General features: G+C 70.3%; 22 protein-coding genes and 1 pseudogene. 15 read left to right on the top strand and 8 right to left on the bottom strand.

Translation table 11 applies throughout. The annotated features are described in order from the left end of the window. Positions 1-184: 184 nt before the first annotated feature. The 3 genes and pseudogenes from HV826_RS28620 to HV826_RS28630 all read right to left on the bottom strand — a co-directional run bounded on the left by HV826_RS28620 (position 185) and on the right by HV826_RS28630 (position 1,344). Entirely contained in the window at positions 185-709 is a 525-nt protein-coding gene (locus HV826_RS28620) for a hypothetical protein (RefSeq protein ID WP_176420133.1), read from the bottom strand. Positions 710-732: 23 nt separating this feature from the next. Then, positions 733-864 (bottom strand): annotated as a pseudogene (locus HV826_RS38295) (hypothetical protein); the annotation flags it as partial. A 15-nt stretch (positions 865-879) separates the two neighbouring features. Then, complete coding sequence (locus HV826_RS28630) at positions 880-1,344, bottom strand: cupin domain-containing protein (protein ID WP_176420143.1); 465 nt, start codon at positions 1,342-1,344, stop codon at positions 880-882. 84 nt (positions 1,345-1,428) lie between these two features. Between HV826_RS28630 and HV826_RS28635 the strand changes: the two genes are divergently transcribed. The 9 genes from HV826_RS28635 to HV826_RS28675 all read left to right on the top strand — a co-directional run bounded on the left by HV826_RS28635 (position 1,429) and on the right by HV826_RS28675 (position 10,370). Next, complete coding sequence (locus tag HV826_RS28635) at positions 1,429-2,541, top strand: PLP-dependent aminotransferase family protein (protein WP_407938441.1); 1,113 nt, start codon at positions 1,429-1,431, stop codon at positions 2,539-2,541. A 165-nt stretch (positions 2,542-2,706) separates the two neighbouring features. Then, positions 2,707-3,537 (top strand): metallophosphoesterase, encoded by an 831-nt coding sequence (locus HV826_RS28640; RefSeq protein WP_176420144.1) that lies wholly within the window; start codon positions 2,707-2,709, stop codon positions 3,535-3,537. Between the two features lie 183 nt (positions 3,538-3,720). Further along, the gene (locus tag HV826_RS28645) at positions 3,721-3,948 is read left to right on the top strand and encodes a hypothetical protein (RefSeq protein WP_176420145.1); all 228 of its coding nucleotides are present in this window, start codon (positions 3,721-3,723) and stop codon (positions 3,946-3,948) included. A 65-nt stretch (positions 3,949-4,013) separates the two neighbouring features. After that, positions 4,014-4,946 carry an ABC transporter ATP-binding protein gene (locus tag HV826_RS28650; RefSeq protein WP_176420146.1) on the top strand — a complete coding sequence of 311 codons (933 nt, stop codon included), beginning with the start codon at positions 4,014-4,016 and terminating at the stop codon, positions 4,944-4,946. Positions 4,947-4,970: 24 nt separating this feature from the next. Further along, complete coding sequence (locus HV826_RS28655) at positions 4,971-5,717, top strand: ABC transporter permease (RefSeq protein ID WP_255208406.1); 747 nt, start codon at positions 4,971-4,973, stop codon at positions 5,715-5,717. Between the two features lie 122 nt (positions 5,718-5,839). Then, positions 5,840-7,507 carry a serine/threonine-protein kinase gene (locus HV826_RS28660; RefSeq protein ID WP_176420147.1) on the top strand — a complete coding sequence of 556 codons (1,668 nt, stop codon included), beginning with the start codon at positions 5,840-5,842 and terminating at the stop codon, positions 7,505-7,507. Between the two features lie 95 nt (positions 7,508-7,602). Then, positions 7,603-8,823 (top strand): hypothetical protein, encoded by a 1,221-nt coding sequence (locus HV826_RS28665; RefSeq protein ID WP_217917906.1) that lies wholly within the window; start codon positions 7,603-7,605, stop codon positions 8,821-8,823. 14 nt (positions 8,824-8,837) lie between these two features. Continuing rightward, positions 8,838-9,812 carry a HEAT repeat domain-containing protein gene (locus HV826_RS28670; protein ID WP_176420149.1) on the top strand — a complete coding sequence of 325 codons (975 nt, stop codon included), beginning with the start codon at positions 8,838-8,840 and terminating at the stop codon, positions 9,810-9,812. 27 nt (positions 9,813-9,839) lie between these two features. Further along, positions 9,840-10,370 (top strand): hypothetical protein, encoded by a 531-nt coding sequence (locus HV826_RS28675; RefSeq protein WP_176420150.1) that lies wholly within the window; start codon positions 9,840-9,842, stop codon positions 10,368-10,370. Positions 10,371-10,455: 85 nt separating this feature from the next. On the opposite strand, the gene HV826_RS28680 is transcribed toward HV826_RS28675, so the two are convergent. Beyond that, complete coding sequence (locus HV826_RS28680) at positions 10,456-11,028, bottom strand: glutathione S-transferase family protein (RefSeq protein WP_176420151.1); 573 nt, start codon at positions 11,026-11,028, stop codon at positions 10,456-10,458. Between the two features lie 102 nt (positions 11,029-11,130). Here HV826_RS28680 and HV826_RS37525 point away from each other — a divergent pair, with 102 nt between their 5' ends. The 4 genes from HV826_RS37525 (at position 11,131) to HV826_RS37540 (ending at position 12,961) form a co-directional block, all read left to right on the top strand. After that, a complete protein-coding gene (locus tag HV826_RS37525) occupies positions 11,131-11,382 on the top strand; it encodes a hypothetical protein (protein ID WP_255217465.1) in 252 nt (83 codons plus the stop codon). A 66-nt stretch (positions 11,383-11,448) separates the two neighbouring features. Continuing rightward, positions 11,449-11,721 (top strand): hypothetical protein, encoded by a 273-nt coding sequence (locus HV826_RS37530; RefSeq protein WP_255217466.1) that lies wholly within the window; start codon positions 11,449-11,451, stop codon positions 11,719-11,721. A gap of 149 nt (positions 11,722-11,870) precedes the next feature. Further along, positions 11,871-12,020, top strand: coding sequence for a hypothetical protein (locus HV826_RS37535; RefSeq protein ID WP_255208490.1), 150 nt, complete (start codon positions 11,871-11,873; stop codon positions 12,018-12,020). A 101-nt stretch (positions 12,021-12,121) separates the two neighbouring features. Then, positions 12,122-12,961, top strand: coding sequence for a hypothetical protein (locus HV826_RS37540; protein WP_255217467.1), 840 nt, complete (start codon positions 12,122-12,124; stop codon positions 12,959-12,961). Here HV826_RS37540 and HV826_RS28700 read toward each other — a convergent pair. The 3 genes from HV826_RS28700 to treZ all read right to left on the bottom strand — a co-directional run bounded on the left by HV826_RS28700 (position 12,951) and on the right by treZ (position 18,029). After that, on the bottom strand, positions 12,951-14,387 hold the full coding sequence (locus HV826_RS28700) for a M20 family metallopeptidase (protein WP_176420152.1): 1,437 nt from the start codon (positions 14,385-14,387) through the stop codon (positions 12,951-12,953). The genes HV826_RS37540 and HV826_RS28700 overlap by 11 nt on opposite strands. 127 nt (positions 14,388-14,514) lie before the next feature. Then, positions 14,515-15,864, bottom strand: coding sequence for a discoidin domain-containing protein (locus HV826_RS28705; protein WP_176420153.1), 1,350 nt, complete (start codon positions 15,862-15,864; stop codon positions 14,515-14,517). Positions 15,865-16,169: 305 nt separating this feature from the next. Then, complete coding sequence (treZ, locus tag HV826_RS28710; RefSeq protein ID WP_176420154.1) at positions 16,170-18,029, bottom strand: malto-oligosyltrehalose trehalohydrolase; 1,860 nt, start codon at positions 18,027-18,029, stop codon at positions 16,170-16,172. A gap of 252 nt (positions 18,030-18,281) precedes the next feature. On the opposite strand from treZ, the gene HV826_RS28715 reads away from it, so the two are divergent. Both HV826_RS28715 and HV826_RS28720 read left to right on the top strand, forming a co-directional pair. After that, the gene (locus HV826_RS28715) at positions 18,282-19,427 is read left to right on the top strand and encodes an AAA family ATPase (RefSeq protein ID WP_176420155.1); all 1,146 of its coding nucleotides are present in this window, start codon (positions 18,282-18,284) and stop codon (positions 19,425-19,427) included. Positions 19,428-19,563: 136 nt separating this feature from the next. After that, positions 19,564-19,944, top strand: coding sequence for a DUF5335 family protein (locus tag HV826_RS28720; protein ID WP_176420156.1), 381 nt, complete (start codon positions 19,564-19,566; stop codon positions 19,942-19,944). A 128-nt stretch (positions 19,945-20,072) separates the two neighbouring features. On the opposite strand, the gene HV826_RS28725 is transcribed toward HV826_RS28720, so the two are convergent. Beyond that, entirely contained in the window at positions 20,073-20,903 is an 831-nt protein-coding gene (locus HV826_RS28725) for a M57 family metalloprotease (RefSeq protein ID WP_176420157.1), read from the bottom strand. Positions 20,904-21,360 lie beyond the last annotated feature (457 nt).

Below are 21,360 nucleotides of genomic sequence, written 5' to 3' on the forward strand. Positions count from 1 at the left end.
ACCAGGGTGCAACAGCGCACTCAAGGTGAGAGCGTCCCCCAACCCCGTGGGGCTCGAACGACTGGCCCCGGCAGCCAGGGGCAGCCCGGAACGAGCCGTCCCCCCCTGGGCCCGCCCAGGGGGCGAGCGGCTGGCCCCTCCAGCAGTCGTGGAAAAGCGAACGGTGTCACCGGGCCCCGTTGGCCTACTCCGTCGTGGCGGCCTGCTCCGGCGGCTCCATGCCAAGCAACTTCCGCAGCCGGGTGTTGGTGTCGTCCTCGGGTTTGATGCCGGCCTGCTCCATGACGGCATCCATCTTCTTCTGCTGCCGCGCCTTCGTGAGCTCCGCCACCGCCTCGCGGGCGAGCATGTTGGGGCCGAGTTCGCTCACGACGGCGGTGCGAATCGCCGACGCGGCGCTCTTCACCACCTGTACGTTCTGGAGAATCGTTCCCCGCGCCTTGGGGTCCGACGCGCCGGTACCATCCGCGGACCGCACATGGCCGCGGAGCGCGAACGCCTGCATCGAGACGAGCTTCCCGCCGCTCGTTCCCACCGCGTCCTCAAGAAAGACATGCGGCGGGACCCAGACGTCGGGAGCGAGCCCCTTGGCCCGCGCGGCGGCGATGCGGTCATCATCCGTCGCGCCGTCCCGCGTCGCATGGCTGGAGACCTTCGTGACGCGCACGATGCGCAGCAACCGACCGCGGACACCCCGACGTCCAGCCATGCGAACGCGCTGATGCGGTTGGCCGCGGCCTGCGCGACGAGCAGTGGCACATCCAGCCCGTGCTCCATGACGAAGGGCACGAAGGCCTCGTAGGGGATGGCCACTCCCGCCGCGGTCAGGGCCAGGAGCACGGGCTTGAGGTGCCGGGTCTTCACCGCGTCAGCATAGGGTCACTCGAGCGTGGCCAGGAACGGCGCGCTGTTCGCCTCGCACCAGCGGCGGTAGGTCTGGAGCCGGTCCTCGGACGTGACGCGCTTGGAGACCTGGCCATCCGCCGTCAGGTATTCGATGGCTCCGCGCACGGTGATGAGCAGGACCGCGGGCGCGTCGCCCGTCACCCGCCAGCTGTCGACATTTCCGGGCGGCTCGTAGACGTAGCCACCGGGGCCAATCACCTCCCCCGTGTCGAGCAACTCACGACTCCCAGAGAGGTTGAAGCCGTGCACCTCGCCGGTGTGGCGGTGCCGGGGGACGACGGTGCCGGGCTCCAGGCGAAAGAGGTACATCCAGCCGGAGCCTTCCCGGAAGAAGCGCAGCGGATTGAAGGAGAGCCCCGCGGGGCCCATGGAAATCCAGGGCATGCGCTCGGGGTCGACCGGACGCGAGGACACAGCGGACAAGGACGTGTCGTTCATGTCCGTCAGGTTGCGCCTTCACTGGCCCTTCCACCGGTCCAAAATTGACGAATCTCATTGGGCCAAACTAGAGGGGTTCCCGGCATGGACCTTCACGTCGACCTCCAGGAGCGCAGAGACGTCGCGGGACAAATCTACCGAGGACTGCGCGCTCGGATTCTGGACGGGCGGCTGAGAGACGGCGAGCAGGTTCCGCCATCGCGGGAACTGGCCCAGCGGCTGGGCGTCTCGCGCAACACGGTGGGCGTGGCCTACGAATGGCTGAGCGCCGAAGGCCTGCTCGTGGGCCGAGGACGCGCCGGCAGTTTCGTCCAGAACGCGCCCCGGGAGCGAGGTGCGCGCGAGGCGACGGCGCGCGGTGTGAAGCTGCGTCCGCGCACCGTCTGGAGCGAGCTCCGCGTTCCTCCTTCCGCCGAGCCCCCTGCGCCGTATGACTTTCGCGTCGGCATCCCCGACACCGCGTTGTTCACATTCGAAGCCTGGCATCGGCTTCTCGCTCGACACCTGCGCGTCGCCGCGACGACAGCCGCATACACGGACCCGGCCGGCCACCCCGAGCTGCGTGAGGCCGTGGCCCGCCACGTGGGTGTCTCCCGGCGCGTTCGCGCCGAAGCGTCGGACGTGCTCATCACGCATGGCGCGCAGCAGGCGCTGGACCTGGCGGGACGCGTGCTGTTGGAGCCCGGAGACCGCGTCGCCGTGGAGGAACCCGGCTACCCGCCCGCACGCCTCCTGTTCCAGTCGCTCGGAGCCCGTGTCGTACCGGTGCCGGTCGACGCGGAGGGGATTGACGTGCAGGCGCTGCCGGACGACACGCGCCTCGTCTACGTCACGCCGTCTCACCAGTTCCCGCTGGGCATCGTGATGTCGCCCGCGCGTCGCAGGGCCCTGCTCGACTGGGCGCGGCGGCGCTCGCGCGATTCATCGACACGGGCTCACTGGCCCGGCACCTGCGAAAGACGCGGCGCGAATACGAGCAGCGGCACACGCGGCTGTCGGAGAAGCTCCGCCACCACTTCGGAGACGCCTTCGAGCAACTGCCCTCCGTCGCCGGCCTTCATCTGTGCGTCACCTTCACGCGAGGCGGCGCCCGGCTGGAGCGGGAACTCACGCGGCGAGCCCGTGACGCGGGCGTCGGCATCGAAGCGCTCTCCGGGTACTTCGCCGGGGCACCCACCCGCCATGGCTGGGTGCTGAGCTACGGCGGAGTAACGGTGGACCGCATCGACGAAGGACTCCGGCGCCTGCGCGCGAGGCTCGCCGGTGCCCTCTAAGAAGGCCCCGCGCAGCGCCCTCGTCAGGCCCGAAGCATCACCGCCGTCCGCGCCCGCGACTCACGCCTGAACCGGAACGGAAACCGCCATGTCCTCCCCCCTGACGTTCTTCTTCGCCGTGGTGGGCGACGTCCACGGACACCTGAACCGGATGGTGAGTCACCTCACCGCCTGGGAGGAACGCAGTCGCCGGCCGCTCGACTTCGTGCTCCAGGTAGGCGACTTCGAGCCCCACCGTCATGACGCCGACCTGGACACCATGGCAGCGCCGATGAAATACCGGCACCTGGGCGACTTCGCGGACTATCACCAGCGGCGGCGGCGCTTCCCCTGGCCCCTCTACTTCATCGGAGGGAACCACGAGCCCTACGGCCACCTCGACCTGCACCCCGAGGGTGCCGCACTGGCGCCGCATTGCCACTACCTCGGGCGAACCGGCGCGGTGGAACTGAACGGCCTGCGCGTGGCGGGCCTGTCCGGCATCCACCGCGAGGACACCTTCACCAGGCCCCGCCCACCGTTGGCGTCGATGGGCGACGTCTCCAACAAGGACTTCACCTTCTTCAACGAGCAGGACGTCGAGCGAGTCCTCGCGCTCGGACACGCGGACGTGCTCCTGCTGCATGACTGGCCCGCCGGCATCATCCCGCCCGAGGAGGCCGCTCACTTCGAGGGTCTGCGCCGAAGCGCGAACCCCGAACTCGTCGGCAACGAGTACGCACGGCTGCTGGTGGACGCGCTCCGGCCCCAACTGGTCCTCTGTGGCCACCTGCACCGGCGCTACGCCAACACCGTCCAGCATCCCAACGGTCAGCAGTCACGCGTGCGGTGCCTCGCCAGCCTCGACCAGGGCACAGATGCGTTCGCCGTCTACCGCGTCGGAGGAGGCACCCTCCAGGAAGTCGCCATGCAGGAGTGACCTCTAGAGGACGACGCGGCGCGTGACTGCCTTGCATGCGGGCCCCCTCTTGCCCTGGCAGCGTGCGGAGGCCCCGGGGAGGACTTCACCGAGCAGCCGGACTCGGCCTCCGTCACCGCGGAGACAGCGCGAGCGCTGACAACGCCACTGAGCGCGAGCATCTCCTTCTGCGGCAACACCGCCATGCTCCGGTTCATCTGTGGTGGCAGCGGCAGCGGCGGCACGCCCCCCTACTCATTCCTGTGGTCGAGCCTTACTCTCACCATGGCCAGCTTCACCCAGGCCACAACCGGGCAGGGTCGGGGCATCTGCACCGTGAACACGTTCCCCACGGTTCAACTACAGGTCACCGACAGCCTGGGTGCCACGGCGACATCCACGCTGAGCTTCATCTGCGACCCCAACCCCTGAGGCGCACACCACCGGGGCACACAAGGCAAGCGAAGCGGCATCGAAGGTGTTACAGGATGCGCGCCATGTCCGCCCCCGCTCTCGAACTCCAGGGACTCTCCAAGCGTTACGGAGAGTTCACGGCACTTCACACCGTGGACCTCGCCATCCGTCCCGGGGAAATCTTCGCCTTGCTGGGCCCCAACGGCGCGGGCAAGACGACGATGATTGGCAGCGTCTGCGGCCTGGTGAAGAAGTCCTCCGGCAGCATCCGCGTCTTCGGCAAGGACCTGGACCAGGACCCGGTGGGCCCGCGCTACGACATCGGGCTGGTGCCGCAGGAGATCAACTTCGACCCCTTCTTCACCGTGGCCGAGTCCCTGCGCATCCAGCTGGGCTTCTACGGCCGCCCCGCGGACGAGGCGCGCATCGACGAGGTGCTCACCGCCCTCAACCTGCACGCGAAGAAGGACGCGTACACGCGCGCGCTGTCCGGCGGCATGAAGCGCCGGCTGCTCATCGCCAAGGCGCTGGTGCACAAGCCCCGCCTCGTCTTCCTCGACGAGCCCACCGCCGGCGTGGACGTGGAGCTGCGCCGCGACTTGTGGACCTACGTGCGCAAGCTCGCCTCGGAGGGCACCACCATCGTCCTCACCACGCACTACCTGGAAGAGGCCGAGGAGCTGGCCGACCGCGTGGGCATCATCAACGAGGGCCGCCTCCTCATGGTGGAGGACAAGGCCACCCTGCTGCGCCGCTTCGGCGAGCGCCGCGTCATCATCACCTTCGAGCAGCCGCAGCCGGGCCTGTCCGAGGCCGGCAAGCGCTTCGCCGCCCGCCTCAGCGAGGACGGCCGCACCCTCACCTACGTGGAGCGCGACGGCTGCGCCCCGTCCGGCGAGCTGCTCCGCGCCCTCTACGCCGAAGGGCAGCTCATCTCCGACGTGGAGACGCGCCGCTCTCGCATGGAGGACGTGCTCATCGAAATCCTCCGTGGCCGCCCCCAGCAGGCCGCCTGAGCCCTCATCATGAACGTCCTTGGGATGAAGACCCTTCTGGCGAAGGAGGTCCGGCGCTTCATGCGAGTGCCGGGGCAAACCGTCCTGTCGCCCCTCATCAGCACCACGCTGTATTTCATCGTCTTCGGCGTCTCCATGTCGAGCCGCGTCCAGACGGTGGAGGGCCTGCCGTACCTGCACTTCATCGTGCCGGGGCTCGTGTTCCTCGGCATCGCCAACAACGCCTTCCTCAACAGCTCCTCGTCGCTGTTCATCACCAAGATTCAGGGCACCGTGGTGGACCTGCTGGTGGCCCCGCTGGGCCCCGGTGAGCTGATGGCGGGCTTCATCGGCGGCGCCATGGTGCGCGGGCTCGTGGTGGGCCTGCTCACCTGGGCCGTGGCCACCTTCTTCACCGGCTTCAGCCTGGAGCACGCGGGCGTGGCCGTGTACTTCCTCGTCCTGTCATCCTACGTCTTCAGCGTGCTGGGCCTGCTCGCGGCGGTGTGGGCGGAGAAGTTCGAGCAGATCAACTTCTTCCCCACCTTCGTCATGCTGCCCCTCACCTTCCTGGGCGGCGTCTTCTACTCCGTGCGCGAGCTGCCCGCGCCCTGGGACACCGTCAGCCTCTTCAACCCCATGGTCTACATGGTGGAGGGGCTGCGCTACGGGATGCTCGGCCGCAGCATCTATTCGCCCCTGGGCGGAGGGAGCATCCTCTTCGCCGTCGCCGTGGTGGCCACCGCGCTCACCTACGCCGTGCTGCGCTCTGGCTACAAGATGAAGGCCTGAGTCCCCTGGGAGCCGGGCAGGCGCCCCACGCCTGCCTGCCTGCTTGCCTCCAACCTTGTGGGGTAATTCGCGACTGAGCAATTCCCACGGGGTAAGAAAGGGCGATATCCTGTCGAGCACACATGGCTGTGCCATTCGGTAAGTACGAGCTGCTGCGCAAGATTGCCTCTGGGGGAATGGGGCAGGTGTTCCTGGCCCGCGAACATGGGACGGGGTTCGAGCGACTTGTCGTCCTCAAGCTCATCCTTCCCCACCTCGCGGAGGACGATGAGTTCCTCGCCATGTTCCTGGATGAGGCGGGGCTCGTCGCGCGCCTGACGCACCCGAACCTCATCACCATCCTCGACCTGACAGAGATTGAGGGGCGCCACTGCCTGGCGATGGAGTACGTGCAGGGCGACGACGTGCGCCGCCTGGACAAGACGTCCCGCGCGCAGGGCAAGCCGCTGCCGGTGGGGCTCATCCTCCGCATCATCGCGGACGCGGCCGCCGGGCTGGACTACGCGCACCAGGCGCGCGACGCCCAGGGCAAGCCGCTGCGGCTGGTGCACCGCGACGTGTCGCCGCAGAACATCCTGGTCGGCTTCGACGGCGGGGTGAAGGTCATCGACTTCGGCGTGGCGAAGGCGGCCACCAGCAGCCAGAACACGGCCACCGGCGTCCTCAAGGGCAAGTACCCGTACATGTCCCCGGAGCAGGCCAGCGGGCTCTCCATTGACGCGCGCAGCGACTTGTTCGCGCTGGGCGTCGTCATGTGGGAGCTGCTCACCGGCAAGCGCCTCTTCAAGGGCGAGTCGGACATGATGACGCTGCGGCTGGTGAAGGACTGCCAGGTGCCGCGGCCGTCGCAGCTCAACCCGCGCCTGCCGCCGGGCCTGGACGAGGTGGTGCTCAAGGCGCTGGCGCCCTCGCCGGACCAGCGCTACCCGGACTGCGGCGCCTTCCGGCTGGCGCTGGAGGACTACACGCTCAACCTGCGGCTGCCCTCCAGCAGCGCGCACCTGTCCGCCTTCCTGCGGGAGCTCTACGCGGACCGCATCGCCCATGAGACGGACCCGGCGAAGCTGGACCAGCTCGCGGAGGACGCGGACCTGGACTCGCGCTCCAACTCGTCGCTCAGCGGCGTGCCGGGCGTGCTGGGGCCCGCCGGGCGCTCCTCCGCGTCGAAGGCCATGCGCGGCTCGCCCCATGGCGGCCCCGGAACGCGCTCGCGGCACGCCGCCGCGGTCGCGCCGCCGCCGCCGCAAGAAAAGACGCGAGACACCGCCCCCCTGGCCCGTCCTCCCCCCGAGCCGCCCCGGCGCATCCCCTGGCTGCCGGTGGCCACCGCGGGGCTGGGCCTGCTCATCGCGGGCGTGGGCATCGTCTTCTTCCGCTCGCCCGCGGACGCCACGCCGGTCCGGCCGCCGGTGGAGGTGGCCGTGCCACACCAGCCGGAAATCGCGCCCGACGCGCCGCCGACGCGCATCGACATTGCGGCGGCGCGCCACGTGGAGCTGCCCGTCATCACCGAGCCCCCCGGGGCCCAGGTGAGCGTCAACGGAGAGGCGCGTGGAGAGACGCCGCTGCGCCTGGCGCTGGAGGCCGGAGCCGCCCCGGTGTCGGTGACGCTGGCCCTCAACGGCTACGAGCCCGTGACGCGGCAGGTGTCCGCCACGGACGAGGAGCTGCGGCTGGAGCTGCGGCGCTCCGGAGGCGGCAAGCCCGTCACGGCCACTCCGGCCGCCGGGACGAAGCGGTCCACCCACTCCGGCCAGGGCGGCGGCCTGGGCATCAAGACGGGCCGCTGAGCCTCGCGCGGGAAAATCCGCGCGAAATGATTTTCTGAGACGGCGCGCGCGCCGGGCCCTCAGGGGGAGTGGACCCCCTCACAGGCCCAGGCGCCATGACCCCAGAATCCATCCACCGTTCCGCCGCTCCCGCCCCGGGCGCTCCGGGCCGTCGCGTGCCCAAGGCGCTGGCGTGGCTCGCGGGCGCGGCCTTGCTCGTGGGAGGCGTGGCGCTGCTGTCGTCGCGCGGCGGCGATGGCGAGTCCTCCGACGCCGAAGCCGGCGCCGCCGCGGCGTCCCGGAAGGGCGCAGCCGGTGGGCGTGGCCACGGCGGGCGCGCGGGCGCGGGTGGGACACAGGACGAAGAGCCGCCGCCCCCTCGCTTCGATGAGGCCGTGTGCTGGCGCGAGCTGGAGCGCTTCGACGCGGCGGTGACGCTGGAGAACTTCCGCGCGTGGGCCGCGCCGCTGCTCGCGTCGGGGGATTCGCTGGTCGCGGACTACCTGACGGAGCGCCTCACGGAGCTGATTGGCCAGGACCCGGGCCGCGCGAGCGAGGTGCTGTCCTGGGCGCGCACCGCGGGGCCTGACGAGTTCAACGTCCTCCTGACGGCGCTGCGCGGCTCGGAGGCGGTACACCACGCCCAGGTGGCCACCCAGCTCCTGGCGCAGGGCATGGACGCCACGCTCGACGGCGGACGGCGCGCGGGCCTGCTGGCCGCGCTGGACACGCAGAAGCGCTTCGAGCCGGCGGCGCTGGACACGCTGACGTCCTTCGCGAAGGACCCCGTCTCCGGCGAGGCGGGCTGGGCCGCCACGCGCACCATCGCCCGCGTCATGAAGCGCGACTTCGAGGCGAAGGGCAACGCCGCGCCGTACATGGACGCGCTGCTCACCATCGGCACTGAGTCCCCCGATGAGCAGATTCGCTACCTGGCGCTGTCCACGCCCATGCACGCCACGCCCGTGCTGGATGAGCAGACCCGCGCGCAGTACGCGAAGGTGCTCACGCAGGAGGGCAGCCCGGACGGGCGCGAGGCCGCCGCGCACAACCTCTCCATCTCCGGGGACCCCCAGGAGGTGCTGGAGCTGTTCGCCCAGGCCTTCGCCCGGGAGCAGGAGACGTGCGTGCGGTGGGCCCTCTTCCGCTTCGCCGCGCGCGCCTCCGGCCGCGAGGCCCTGCCTGTCATGGCCAACATGGCGATGACCGACCCGCGCTTCCAGCCGCTCTACCAGATTTTCGAGCAGCTCTACGCGAGCGGGCTCCACGACTTCGTCCGGCTCTGGAACAGCCTGCCCGACCAGGACCCCTTCGGCTGCCTCGTCGGTCACGACTGAGCACGGGAGCTCCCATGAAACGCCTCTGCCTGCTGCTCACGCTTCCCCTCTTCCCCCTGCTGGCCACCGGCGCGCACGCGGCCTCCGCCGACGCGCAGCCCGCGCTCCGAGCCAGCACCTGCTCCGTGCGCGGGTTGATGGATGACCTCCGACGCGGGCTGGGGGCCGGCTCGCCGTCCTACCAGCGCTACCTGCGCACCCTGCTGCGCGAGGCCGCCGTCACGCTGCCGGACGCGGAGCTGCGCGACGCCTTCGCGCGGGAGACGGACCCCGTCATGGCCGAGCACCTGGCGGCGGCGCTGGTGGCCCGCGCGGAGCGAGAAGCGGACCCCCAGGCCATGGACGTGGTGGCCCAGCGCGCGTTGCAGGACGCGGACCCGTCCATCCGCGCCGCCACGCTGCGGGCCATGCGGCGCACCGGCGCGCTGGAGCGCACGGGCGACTTGTACGAGCGCATGGTGCGGGACGAGTCCCCCCAGGTGCGCCAGGAGGCGGCGACCAACCTCATCGAGGACAACGCGCACGTGTACGCCGGCCAGTACGGCCCGGCGGCCGACACGGCGGTGACGGCCGCGGTGGCCTCCTCGGACCCCGAGGTGACGGCGCGCATCCTGGACAACCTCTCCACGGAGAAAATCAGCGCGGAGTCCGCGGAGCGAATCACCTCCCTGCTGCGCAGCGACGACGCGAGCGTGCGCAAGGCCGCCGTCAACGCGCTGGGGGGCGTCCCGGCGGAGCAGATGCAGGAAGCCCGCGAGTCGCTGCTCGCCATGTATCGCGAGGAGCCGGACGAAGGCGTGCGCAAGGCGCTGCTCCAGAGCGTGGCCCAGCTCGGCTTCGACGGCGCGATCGCCGACCTCCAGCGCCTGCGGGACATGGACCCGCGCCTGGCGCGGGAGGCCGACGCGTGGATTCAGGTACTCGGCATGGGCCTTCAGGAGTGGAGCCTGCTCCTGAGGGAGAAGCAGCGGTTGCAGCAGGCTCCGTGACAGGCAGTCCACTGAAAGGAACACCTCATGCATAGCAGCACCTGGAAGTCCTCACTGGCGGCGTTGGCCGCGGTGGCGCTCATCCCCGCGTCCGTGACGGCGCACACCGTCAAGGGCACCCACACGGGCTCCGTGACGGCCCTGACCCGCTACAGCAGCGGCACCTTCCACGGCGCGGTGGACATCGGCAGCGGTGGCCGGTGCAACTACTGGGGCGCGGAGACGGGCGTGGTCGGCTCCGTCTACTGGGCGGTGACCATCCGCACCAGCGGCGTCGTCTGCTACGGCAGCGGCAGCGGCAACCAGAACGAGGCGCGCCACGTCTGGAAGAGCGGCTGGACGTTCCGCCAGTGGCACTTCATCAAGACGGCGGACTCCCGCAACCGCACGTGTGACCGCTGCCAGGTGGGCAACATCGGCGGCACCGGCAACTCCACCGGGCCCCACGCCCACCTCCAGCAGGACAAGCTGGGGACGAAGGACACGTCCTGGTACCAGGGCTACGTCAGCGTGGGCAGCTCCGTCACGCGCGCGAAGACCATCGGCGTTCTGGACTGACGCACCGGCCCCATGGGCCGCCAGGAGGCCCGGACACGTCCCACAGCGGAAGGTCCGGGCCTTCGGCCTCGCGCGAAGGCGCCGCTCAGCCCAGCTTCATGCCCTTGGGGCGGGCCAGCAGCCGTTCGACGTAGGCCTCCAGCGCGGGACGCCCCGTCCGGCTCCCGAAGATGCGCATCCAGATGAACATCGAGCCAATCATCACGTCCGCCGCGGTGAAGCGCTCACCGAACAGGTAGGGGCCCTGGCCCAGCTCGCCCTCGATGACGTTCAGCACCGTCTCGAAGTCCGTCCAGCCCCGCGAGGGCCCCGTGGGCAACTTCATCAGGTGGTCGCCCATGGCGGGCTCCAGCTGCGACGTGGAGTACACCATCAACGACAGGTAGCGCCCCCGGTCCGGGTCACCCGGCTGGGGCGCGAGCCGCGCGTCCGGGAACTTCTCCGCCAGGTAGAGGCAGATGGCCGCGCCCTCGAACAGCCGCGTGTCGCCATCCACCAAGGCTGGCAATTTCCCAGCGGGGTTGATCTTCAAGAACTCAGGCGACTTGTTTTCCTTCTTCTCGAAGTCGACGGGGACGATTTCATACTGCGCGCCGCACTCATCCAGCATCCACTTGGCAATGACGGCGCGGCTTCGGGGGTTGAAATAGAGCTTCATCGTCGGACCTGACCTTTCCGGTGGTGGGCAGCGCTGCGTCCTAGCAGAACAACCGCACGGCGAAGGACCTGCCGTCAGACGCCGATGGTGGAATCGATGCCCATGCGACATGCCCCCGACTGGGCCCGCTTCGCGAGCAGACACTGGGAGCGAACCCCTACGCGGCTGCGGCTGGGCGCTCCGCTGATCTCCCCCGAGCAGGCCTTCCAGGGGCTCGTCTCTGTCAGCGCGCCCTTCCGCCTCGGCACGCGCTTCCGCGCCCTGCCCGACGTGCGCTTCTTCGCGGACACCGCCCGCCTGCGCGCGCCCGGCACGCTCCTGCCCGGGGAGAAGGACGCGGACACCACCGCATAGCTCCAGCGCGTCAGCCGAAAGCTCGGTGCGGCGCGCGGCTTCCCGTGCTTCGTGGAGCAGCCGCTCATGCTGGACTACGCGCAGTGGGAGCGCGTGCGCGCCTTCGTCGACGGCGTGCTGGCCCAGGTCGGTGTCCCCGCGCTGCCCATTGTCAGCGACCTGTGGCTGGGCCGCTTCGGCGAGCCGCCGCAGGGCGCCGCGCGCCGGGAGCACCATGCCCGCTTCACCGCGGTGCTCCACGGGCGGCTGCGCGCGCGCCAGTGGACGAAGGACGCCCGCAAGGCCCGGACGGTGGAGGCCCAGGCCGGGGACGTGCTGTATGCGCCGTCCCACGTCTGACAGGAGGAGGCGAGCGACGAGGGCGCGCTGGCGCTGCGGCTGTGGATTCCGGTGCGCGGCGGTGAGCCCCTGGAGGCCGTGAAGGCGCTGGCGGTGAAGCTCCTGGAGGCCCAGGGCGCGCATATCCCGGGACGCGGGGACGCACGCGCGTGCCACGGCTGGCGCCGGGCGTCCCCGTGCGGGTGGGCGCCCTGTGCGGCCTGGGGCGAGGCGCGGCCCAGCGCGAGCAGGTGCGGACCCTGCTGGAGACCCTTCATGCGCTGCGCGGCATCGAGCGCGTGCCCTCGAAGGAGGCCTGACGCATGGCCCGCATCGACATCCAGCGACGGTTCGACTGGGACACCTTCGTCACGCGCTACTGGAACCAGCGGCCGGTGCGCTACCAGGCGTCAGTCCCTTCATGGAGGCGGACGTGTTCGACGCGGCGCTCGGGGCCTCACGCGGCGCCATGGAGCCGCCCACGGCGCTCGAGGCGCGCACGGACGTCCAGTTCACCGTCAACCAGGGGCAGCCCGTCCAGCTCGGGCCGTGGCTTCCCCGCGACACCGACGGCTCGCTGGACGGCTACGACACGCGGCTCGCGGACGCGCTGGGGACACGCCGCTACGCGCTCATCATCTCCCTGCTGCACGCCCCTGGCTTCGGGCTCTGGTCCCGGGAGCGGGCCTTCTTCTCCGAGCTCTGGCGGCGCGTGGGGCTGCCCCTGTCGGGCGGCATCACCACGCTGTTCCATGGGAACTACGAGCACAGTCCGGTGGGCGTCCACCTGGACCGCTTCAGCCCGGAGGAGCGCGAGCAGCTGGCCCGCTATGACGTGCCGTACTTCTTCCGCAAGGCGGACGGCGGCCCCCTGCTGATGATGGACGCGCCGCCCACGTCCACGGCCTTCCGGCCCGTGGGCGAGCAGCAGTTCCTGGAGTCCACGCCGCCTCCCGCCCCCCACATCCTGAGCGGAGAGCAGCTCGGCCTGATGAACCTGGGCGTGGCCCTGCGGGACGCGGTGGACGCCGTGGCCCAGGACGTGCGCCACCGCGTCCAGGAGGCGCCCCAGTGGGGCGTGCGTCTGTCATTGGAGAAGGACGGCCGCACGGGCGCGGTGTCCTTCGACTGGCCGGAGACGGGCAAGCGCCTGACGTTCTCCTGGAACCGCCGCGCCGTGCGCCTCACCGACGAGGCGCTGGACGCGCCGCCCGCTCCCCAGCGTGGGAAGCGGGCCCGGCGCGAGCCGCCTACCGCTTGAAGTGGTCGGCGATGACGCTGGCCACGCAGCAGGTGAGCTTCTTGCCCGTGGGGATGTGGAGGAACTCGTTGGGGCCGTGGGCGTTGCTGCCCGGGCCCAGCAGGCCGGTGATGAGGAACTGCGCCTCCGGGAAGCGCTCGCCCAGCATGCCCATGAAGGGGATGGTGCCGCCCTCGCCCATGGCCATGGCCGGCCGGCCGAAGTAGGTGGCGGACGCGGACTCCACCGCGCTCGACAGCCAGGAGGCCAGCGGCGGCGCGTCCCAGCCGGTGCTGGACTTCTCACCCTCGAACGTCACCTTCGCGCCGTACGGCGGGTCCTTCACCAACGCCTGCGTCAGCGCCTCCATGGCCGCCTTGGGGTCCACGCGCGGCGGAATGCGCATGGACAGCTTCACCGTGGTGAAGGGCCGCAGCACGTTGCCCGCGCTGCTGAGCGCCGGCATGCCGTCCACGCCCGTCACGGACAGCGCCGGACGCCACGTCCGGTTGAGCACCAGCTCCGCGCCGTCGTCCGACATGGGGCGGGTGCCGGGCACCCAGGGGAACTTGGTGAAGACCTCCTCGCCTAGCACCTTGGCCGCCGCGCGGGCCTGCTCGCGCCGCGCCTCCGGAATCTGGGTGTGCAGGGCCTCCACCCGCACCTTGCCCGTGTCCTCCTCCTCCACGCGCGACAGCACCTGCCGCAGCACGCGGAAGGACGACGGGACGACGCCGCTCGCGTCCCCGGAGTGCACGCCCTCCGTGAGCACGTCCACCCGCAGGTCGCCGGCCACCATGCCGCGCAGCGACGTGGTCATCCACAGCTGCTCGTAGTTGGCGCAGCCGGAGTCCAGACACACCACCAGCGACGGCTTGCCGATGCGCGGCGCCAGCGCCTCGATGTAGGCCGGCAGGTCGTAGCTGCCGCTCTCCTCGCACGCCTCAATCAGCACCACGCAGCGCGCGTGCGGCAGGCCCTGCTCGCGCAGCAAGCGGATGGCCGTGAGCGACGCGAAGGCGGAGTAGCCGTCATCCGCGCCGCCGCGCCCGTAGAGCTTGTCGCCCTCGCGCACCGGCGTCCACGGCGTCAGGCCCTCGCGCCAGCCCGTCATCTCCGGCTGCTTGTCCAGGTGGCCGTACAAGAGGACGGTGTCGTCGCCCTTCGTCCCGGGCACCTCCATGTAGATGACCGGCGTGCGCTCGCGGCCCTTCTCGTCCTTGAGGCGCACCACCTCCAGCACCAGGCCGGGCAGGTGCTGGGCCTGCGCGCGGCACCAGTCCGCGACGAGCTGGACGGCGGCCTCCATGTGGCCAGCGCGGACCCAGTCCGGGTCGAAGGCGGGCGACTTGTTGGGGATGCGGATGTAGCGCTCGAGCGCGGGGAGGATTTCCTGCTCCCAGATGCGGTCGGACGTGTCGGTGGCGGTCTGGACGTTCATGGCCATGTCGGACCGAATCCAGAACACGGGAGAGGGGCCCCTGTCGACAGGGGGAATCCACCACAGGAGCTGAAAACGCCCCGCCCCGGCGCTCCTGGGAGCGCCGGGGCAGGCGTCAGCCGCCGTCAGCCGCTCACTGCTCCGCGGGGATTTCGCGCACGGACAGCCACTTGAAGTCCACGTCGGTGGCGCTGTCCCAGCGGAACACCGCGATGGGGCCGCCCCAGCTGATGGGCATGGCGTTCACCGCGCCGCCGCAGTGGCTGGCGTCGCCACCCCAGCCGCCCGAGTCCACCATGTCGTAGACCTTCTTCCAGGTGACCTTGTCGGCGTTCTCGTTGAGGTACATCTCCAGGCGCACGGCGTCCTTGCCGTTGACCTTGGTGTTGCGCATCACCGACTTGAAGCCCACCCAGCGCCCGCGGAGCGCGGACGTGCCGGACTTGTACGACGCCTGGTCGTACGAGACGTGCCACGTCTCCTTCTGCCAGCGCACCCGGCCGTCATAATGCAGCGAGCCCTTGTAGGCGCTGCCCTCGCAGCCAGAGTGGTTGTCGTTGTGCTTCCCGCCGCGCGCGTACCAGGCGAAGTTGTCCGAGTTGTCGGACACGGAGTTGACCTTGATGAAGCCCGTCATCTCCACGTTCCGCCAGTCGTTCGCCGCCTGCATGTAGCCGCGGCTGGCCAGCACGTCGCGGTCATAGGTCGGAATCTTGGACGCGCTGTAGCCCGTGGAGGTGAAGACGGACATGCGCACCTTGCTGTTCTTCATCTTCCAGGAGCCGTCCGAGTTGCGGCTGATGGTGTTCTGCGGGTCGAAGCGCTTGTCGGACGTCGCGTTGTCCGCCAGGAACCACTGCTCGCCGCCCGACTTGGTCGGGTAGAGCATCGTCACGCCGAACTTGTCCTGGGTGGGCGTGGGCTCGGGCTCCGGCTCGGGCTCCGGCTCCGGCTCGGGCTCCGGCTCGGGCTCGGGCTCCGGGACGGTGGCGCCGGAGAGGGCCACCATGTCCGTGATGCTGCCCCAGGTCGTCTGGGTGCTGCCGTAGAAGGTGACGCGCACGTAGCGGGCGTTCACCGTGGGGAAGGTGACGCGCTCGAAGCCAATCGACTTCCCGGAGGAGATGCCCACGAAGACGCGGGTGAACGTGGTCCCATCCGTCGACGTGGAGATGTCGAAGAGGTTGATGCGCTCGTTGCCACGGAACCAGGCGATATCCAGGCCGTTCAGCGGCTTCACCGAGCCCATGTCGGCGCGAATCCACTGGCCCGCGCCCAAGGCCGACCAGCGCGTGGCGCTGTTGCCATCAACCGCCATGGCGGGTGGGGTGGGTCCGTCGTAGGAGCTGGCGGTGGCGGTGACGAAGCCTCCAGCGGCCAGCGCGGGCGTCGCGAACGCGCCGACGGCCAGCGAGAACGCGGTGACAGACGTGCGGAAGCGCTTCCATCCCCCCCGGGACGAAGTCGAGTGCTGTCGATTCAAGTGACTACCTCATGTGAGGCCGCGAGCTCGCGCGGCACCTCGGAGCGGCCAAGAGCCCCTCCGGAGCGCCGCGTTCCCCCCGCGGCGCGTGGACTTCCATTCCCTGGCCGCCCGGAAGCAAGCACCCGCACCTACGCGCGGAGGCTTCTTCCAGGAGCGGCCAGAGGTGTTACCGACTCAACGACGGACTGCGGGCCCCAATACCCTTTGAGTCGATATGGAATTCCCACGGCATTTCTTGAGCATGTTTTCAGCCATGCCCGCTCGCCCTGCAGTGAAACGCGCGATGAAACACCGCACGTTTCTCAGTCTTTTGCGGGAAGTCTTATCACAGCCAGAGCCGAACCCTTCAGCCGCACGGTGTCTGTCTTCAGTGGCTGCAATTTTTCGGAGCCGCCGAAGCAAGCATCTTCGGTCCACAGCACCAGCTCCGAGCCGGCGGGCACCAGATGCTCCAGCGCGCCGCGCAGGCTGAGCACCACCTGCAGGCGCTGGCCGCCCCCACGCCGCTCGAGCACCAGGGCGTCCGGCCCCAGGGCGCGGGCCGCATAGGAGCCCCGGCCCGTCTCGCGCAGGGCGGGCTCCGATGCGCGCAGCCGGAGCAGCTCCCGGTAGAGCGCTCGCACGCCCGCATGCCCTGGCTTCTCCGCCTCCGCCCAGTCCAAGCGGGAGCGGGTGAAGGTGTCCTCCGCCTGCGGGTCCGGCACCTCCGCGCCCGCGAAGCGCGCGAAGCCGGCGAACTCCTTGCGCCGCCCTTCCGTGACGAGCTTGCCCAGCTCCGCGTTGTGCTCGGTGAAGTAGAGAAAGGGCGTGCTGGCGTTCCACTCCTGCCCCATGAAGAGCAGGGGCGTGTAGGGAGACAGCAGCAGCAGGCCGCTCATGGCGCGGAAGGCCGCGGGGCTCACGTCGTGCCCCAGCCGCTCGCCGAAGGCACGGTTGCCCACCTGGTCATGGTTCTGGATGCAGTGGACGAAGCGCCAGGGCGCAAGCCCCTCCGCCTTCGTGCCCCGCGCGTGGCCCAGGTTCTTCGACACCTGCCCTTCGTAGAACCAGCCCTGGTTCAGCGTGCGCGCCAGGTCCTCCGTGCTGCCCGTGTAGTCCTGGTAGTAGCCCTCGCTGTCGCCCGCGAAGGCGCGGCGCAGCTGGTGGTGGAAGTCATCCGCCCACACGCCGTCCAGCCCCAGGCCGCCCTCCGACGCGGGGCGCAGCAGGCGCCGCTCGTTGCGCTCGTCCTCGGCGATGACATGCACCTGCCGGCCCGGGGCGCAGGCCCGCGCGCGCGCGGCGATTTCGGTGAGCAGGTGCGGCGTGCCTTCGTCGATGATGGCGTGCGCGGCGTCCAGGCGCAGGCCGTCCAGGTGGTAGTCGGCAATCCACATCTCCACGTTGGCCAGCACCTGGGTCCGCGCGTGGGCGCTGCCTTCACCGTCGTAGTTCACCGCGTCGCCCCACGGCGTGTGGTGGCGGCCGGTGAAGTAGTGCGGTGAGTACACCCGCAGGTAGTTCCCATCCGGTCCGAAGTGGTTGTAGACGGCGTCCATCAGCACCGCGAGCCCGTGCGCGTGCGCGGCGTCCACCAGCCGGCGCAGCCCCTCCGGGCCGCCGTAGTCCCGCAGGGGCGCGAACAGGTTCACGCCGTCGTAGCCCCAGTTGCGCCGCCCCGGGAAGGACGCCACCGGCATCAGCTCCAGCGCGGTGATGCCCAGCTCCTTGAGGCCGGCCAGCCGCGGGATGAGCGCCTCGAAGGTGCCTTCGGGCGTGGCCGTGCCCACGTGCACTTCGTAGAGGACCAGCGCCTGGGGCGCCACGCCCTTCCAGCCCGCGTCCGTCCAGGCGAAGTCGGCCGCCACCACCTCGGACGGTCCATGCACGCCCTGGGGCTGCGAGCGCGACCACGGGTCCGGGAAGGGGCCCTCGCCGTCCACGCGCAGCTTGTAGCGAAGCCCGGCGCCCTGTCCCTCCAGCACCGCGCCGAAGCAGTCGCCGGGCTCCGGCGTCATCGGCAGGACGCGGCCGGGGTTGCCTTGCGCGTCGTGCAGCACCACCTCCACGCGCTGGTGGCCAGGCGCCCAGACCCGCCACCGCACCTGCCCGTCCGCCTCCACCCACGCCCCCAAGAGAGGGGCCTTCGACCGCGCTGCCAAAGACTCATCCGCTGGACCCATGGGCGAGTCCTTTAATGCGTCACCCCTGTCCTTGAGGAGCACTCCGTGCGGCCGGACGCGACCGCCTGGCGGCGGATGTTCACGGGCAGGCATGGTGCCCGGAAGGAATGGGGACCGGCCGACGGTGTTCGCGACGACACCCCGGGCGCGAAGCCGGCCGTGCGCGGGCGCGCGGCCCGCCTTGTCGGCCCCGCCCACCGCCAGGATGATGCGCCCTCCGGCGCCACCCGCCCCTGCTTGGAGTCCCCTGGAATGAGCATCACCCGCCCTGGTCTGGAGCCGCTGCCCGAATCGCCCGACGAGGACGTGCGCGCGCGCGTCGCCGCCATCGAACTCCTCTCTCCCCGCGAAATCGACGAGCGGCTGTCGGACCTGGGCTACCGGGGGCAGCATGAGGCGCGCCGCGCGGCGTGCGTGCTGGCATACCGGCACCTGCGCCGCATCCGCCACCTGCACCTGGAGGGGCTCGCCCCCGAGCCGGGCATGCGGGAGAACTGCCTCTTCCTGGGGCCCACCGGCTCGGGGAAGACGTTCCTCGTGGAGCTGCTGTTCCGCGAAATCCTCGCCGTGCCCACCGTGCTGGCGGACGCCACGCAGTTCTCCGAAACGGGCTACGTGGGTGACGACGTGAGCACGCTGCTGTCGCGCCTGTACGAGGCCGCGGACCGGGACGCGGCCTGGGCCGGCTGCGGCGTGGTGTGCATGGACGAGTTCGACAAGCTCGCCACCAGCCGCTCCGACAGCCGCTTCGCTGGCCAGCAGACCACGAAGGACGTCAGCGGCTTCGGCGTGCAGCGCGGCCTGCTGCACATGCTGTCCGCCCCCAGCGCGGACTTCCCGCCCGACTTCGGCTTCACCAGCCGCCAGCGGCCCGACACCATGGAGCTGGCCTGCGTCACCTTCATCGCCTGCGGCGCCTTCAGCGGCCTGGGCGCCACCGCGGAGGGGCTGGCGCGGAGCGAGCACCTGGGCTTCGGCCGCGAACCCCTCCCGGCGCGAGCGGAGAGCATCGCCACGCGGGTGACGGAGGAGCAGCTGGAACAGACCACCGCCTTCGCGCGCTACGGCTTCATCCCGGAGCTCATCGGCCGCTTCAACCGGCTGGTCTCCTTCTCGCCCCTGGACGCGGCCACCCTGGGCGACATCCTCCAGCACAACGTGCTGCGTGCCTACGAGCGGGAGTTCGAACAAGAAGGGCTGCGCCTGCAGGTGGCACCCGACGTGCGGGAGTTCGTCGTCGCCCGCGCGCTCAAGCGGGAGACAGGCGCGCGAGGGCTGCGCACCACGCTCGCTCCCTTGCTGGAGCGGGCCGCCTACGAGCACTTTGGCCACCAGGGCAACGACGGCACGCTCCGGCTGACGCTGGAGGCCGGCGAGGTCCAGGCCCGGCTCGCATAGCCACGCTGCCTCCGGTCAGCGGACCCGGCGCCCGGCCGCGGCGTGTGGTGACGTGCCAGGGGAGCAGGCCCGTTCCACACCCCGCACGCACAAGCCTTACGGTTTTGCTGGGCAACGGAATCTGGAGGGCAGACACATGCACCACACTCGGGAGATACCCAAGGAAGGCTGGGGGGACTACCTGGCCTTGCTGAGCAACCTGGAGCGCGACCACTGGGTGCGCATCGAGACGGAGAGCGCCGACTTCGGTGACCAGCCGCTCGCCGGCAGGCTGCCGCTGGTGGAGATCGCCCTCGAGCCGAAGGGGAGCGACAAGGGGTCCGTGGAAATCATCGTCGGCCGGCCGGGCGGAGAGGTCACCCACCGCATCCTCAAGCCCGACCACATCTACGCGGACGAGAGCGAGAGCGGCGAACTGGAGTGCCTCGACATCGAGGACGCGGACCACGTGAAGACGCTCATCTACTTCGAGTCGGCCCACGCGGCCGAGGAGCAGGGCGTCGGCGCGCCGTCCTGACGGCGGGCCCCGCGCGAACGCGATGAGGCCGGAAGGCACCCGCCCGAGCAAGGGGTGCCCTCCAGCCAGCGCGCCCCTCCTGACCGGGCCTCACGGCGCGGCCAGGGGGACGGTCCTGCATCGTGGGACTACGGGTACAGCGCGCGAGCGCCCTGCTTGTCCAGGGTGGTGAGCACCAGGTCACCCGTCTGGGTGCCCGCGCACTGCGGGTAGTGCATGACGGACGCGCGGTCATACGTCGTCGTCAGCGCGCGCCACGCGTTGTCCTCGTAGCAGCCGCTGCCCGTCGAGCGGGTGTGCTCGTGGCGGAAGCCCAGCACGTGGCCCAGCTCGTGGCGCATGATGCCCGTCAGCGTCCAGGGGGAGATGTTGCCGAAGGCGGAGTTGTCCACCAGCACGTTGCGGCCCGAGCGCCCCGAGTTCGGGAAGAAGGCGCGCGCCAGGTACTGGCCGCCCGAGTTCACCGGACGCACGTCGAAGAGCACGTTGTTGTTCGAAGCGGTGCAGGCCGTGTCCTGCGCCGTCACGTGGGTGAAGTTGACGTTCGCGGTGGCCTCCCAGGCCGCCGTGGCGCTGTTCATCGCCGTCACCACCTTCGACTTGTTGCCAGAGAAGGTGCTGCTGACGCAGTACGTGAGGTTCCGCGCCTGGGTGGCGCTCCACTTCACGTCACCGGTGGGGGACTTGCTGGAGCTGGTGTTGTAGACGGCCAGGCCGCCCCGGCTGGTGCCCGTCTCCGCCGCGACGCTGTTGTCGAAGAAGGCCCGCAGCTCCTCCTCGCTGTCCAGCGCCATGTCGCCGTCGAAAATCAGCTTGCCCTCGGGGTCCTCGTACACCGAGGCCCGGAACTCCTCCCACGTCATCTTCGGCTGCTCGGATTCGGAGGCCTCCGGGCCACCACACGCGGAACCGAGAAGGGCCACACCAGCCACCAGCGCAACGGAGCGGAACTTGAGCATCTTGGGGTTTCCTCTGACGCCTACTTCGGGGGACGCACCGGCCGCCCGGCGATTCCGCCAGCCGCGGCCTGGAGCGCTCCGCCCATGAGCAACCGCCGCGCCAAGCTGACGCCCAGAGGACAAAGCAAGACTTCACGGCATTACATGGAACGACGACCTTCCAAGTTTGAAGTCAAACAACGTAAACACTCCTGACGCCGCGCCCGGCAACGTGGCGTCCTCACGGAGGAATCGCCTCTTTCGAGGGAGCCGCACACAAACCAGACAGCGCTGTCTGGTTATCGGTCACCTGCCCCGTGGGTCAGGTCCGCTGCGCCCGAGGAGAAGCCCCCATTGCAAAATGCCAGACATTGGCAAAATGCATTCCCAGACATCCTGCGTCAACCCCTTCACCGCAGTGGGGTGGGATTCCTTCAGCGCCGACACACAGGGGGGCAACGGCCGCGGGGGCGTTGAT

Source organism: Myxococcus sp. AM010 (assembly GCF_013372585.1).
GTDB lineage: Bacteria > Myxococcota > Myxococcia > Myxococcales > Myxococcaceae > Myxococcus > Myxococcus vastator.

Bases quoted from the DNA above. Each gene is read 5' to 3' on its own strand.
- HV826_RS28715 (WP_176420155.1), top strand. From the start codon at position 18,282: ATGAGCATCACCCGCCCTGGTCTGGAGCCGCTGCCCGAATCGCCCGAC.
- treZ (WP_176420154.1), bottom strand. From the start codon at position 18,029: ATGGGTCCAGCGGATGAGTCTTTGGCAGCGCGGTCGAAGGCCCCTCTC.
- HV826_RS28640 (WP_176420144.1), top strand. From the start codon at position 2,707: ATGTCCTCCCCCCTGACGTTCTTCTTCGCCGTGGTGGGCGACGTCCAC.
- HV826_RS28670 (WP_176420149.1), top strand. From the start codon at position 8,838: ATGAAACGCCTCTGCCTGCTGCTCACGCTTCCCCTCTTCCCCCTGCTG.
- HV826_RS28680 (WP_176420151.1), bottom strand. From the start codon at position 11,028: ATGAAGCTCTATTTCAACCCCCGAAGCCGCGCCGTCATTGCCAAGTGG.
- HV826_RS37540 (WP_255217467.1), top strand. From the start codon at position 12,122: ATGGAGGCGGACGTGTTCGACGCGGCGCTCGGGGCCTCACGCGGCGCC.
- HV826_RS28635 (WP_407938441.1), top strand. From the start codon at position 1,429: ATGGACCTTCACGTCGACCTCCAGGAGCGCAGAGACGTCGCGGGACAA.
- HV826_RS28700 (WP_176420152.1), bottom strand. From the start codon at position 14,387: ATGGCCATGAACGTCCAGACCGCCACCGACACGTCCGACCGCATCTGG.
- HV826_RS37525 (WP_255217465.1), top strand. From the start codon at position 11,131: ATGCGACATGCCCCCGACTGGGCCCGCTTCGCGAGCAGACACTGGGAG.
- HV826_RS28655 (WP_255208406.1), top strand. From the start codon at position 4,971: ATGAAGACCCTTCTGGCGAAGGAGGTCCGGCGCTTCATGCGAGTGCCG.
- HV826_RS28620 (WP_176420133.1), bottom strand. From the start codon at position 709: ATGGCTGGACGTCGGGGTGTCCGCGGTCGGTTGCTGCGCATCGTGCGC.
- HV826_RS28630 (WP_176420143.1), bottom strand. From the start codon at position 1,344: ATGAACGACACGTCCTTGTCCGCTGTGTCCTCGCGTCCGGTCGACCCC.
- HV826_RS37530 (WP_255217466.1), top strand. From the start codon at position 11,449: ATGCTGGACTACGCGCAGTGGGAGCGCGTGCGCGCCTTCGTCGACGGC.
- HV826_RS28660 (WP_176420147.1), top strand. From the start codon at position 5,840: ATGGCTGTGCCATTCGGTAAGTACGAGCTGCTGCGCAAGATTGCCTCT.
- HV826_RS28725 (WP_176420157.1), bottom strand. From the start codon at position 20,903: ATGCTCAAGTTCCGCTCCGTTGCGCTGGTGGCTGGTGTGGCCCTTCTC.
- HV826_RS28665 (WP_217917906.1), top strand. From the start codon at position 7,603: ATGACCCCAGAATCCATCCACCGTTCCGCCGCTCCCGCCCCGGGCGCT.
- HV826_RS28650 (WP_176420146.1), top strand. From the start codon at position 4,014: ATGTCCGCCCCCGCTCTCGAACTCCAGGGACTCTCCAAGCGTTACGGA.
- HV826_RS28720 (WP_176420156.1), top strand. From the start codon at position 19,564: ATGCACCACACTCGGGAGATACCCAAGGAAGGCTGGGGGGACTACCTG.
- HV826_RS28675 (WP_176420150.1), top strand. From the start codon at position 9,840: ATGCATAGCAGCACCTGGAAGTCCTCACTGGCGGCGTTGGCCGCGGTG.
- HV826_RS28645 (WP_176420145.1), top strand. From the start codon at position 3,721: ATGCTCCGGTTCATCTGTGGTGGCAGCGGCAGCGGCGGCACGCCCCCC.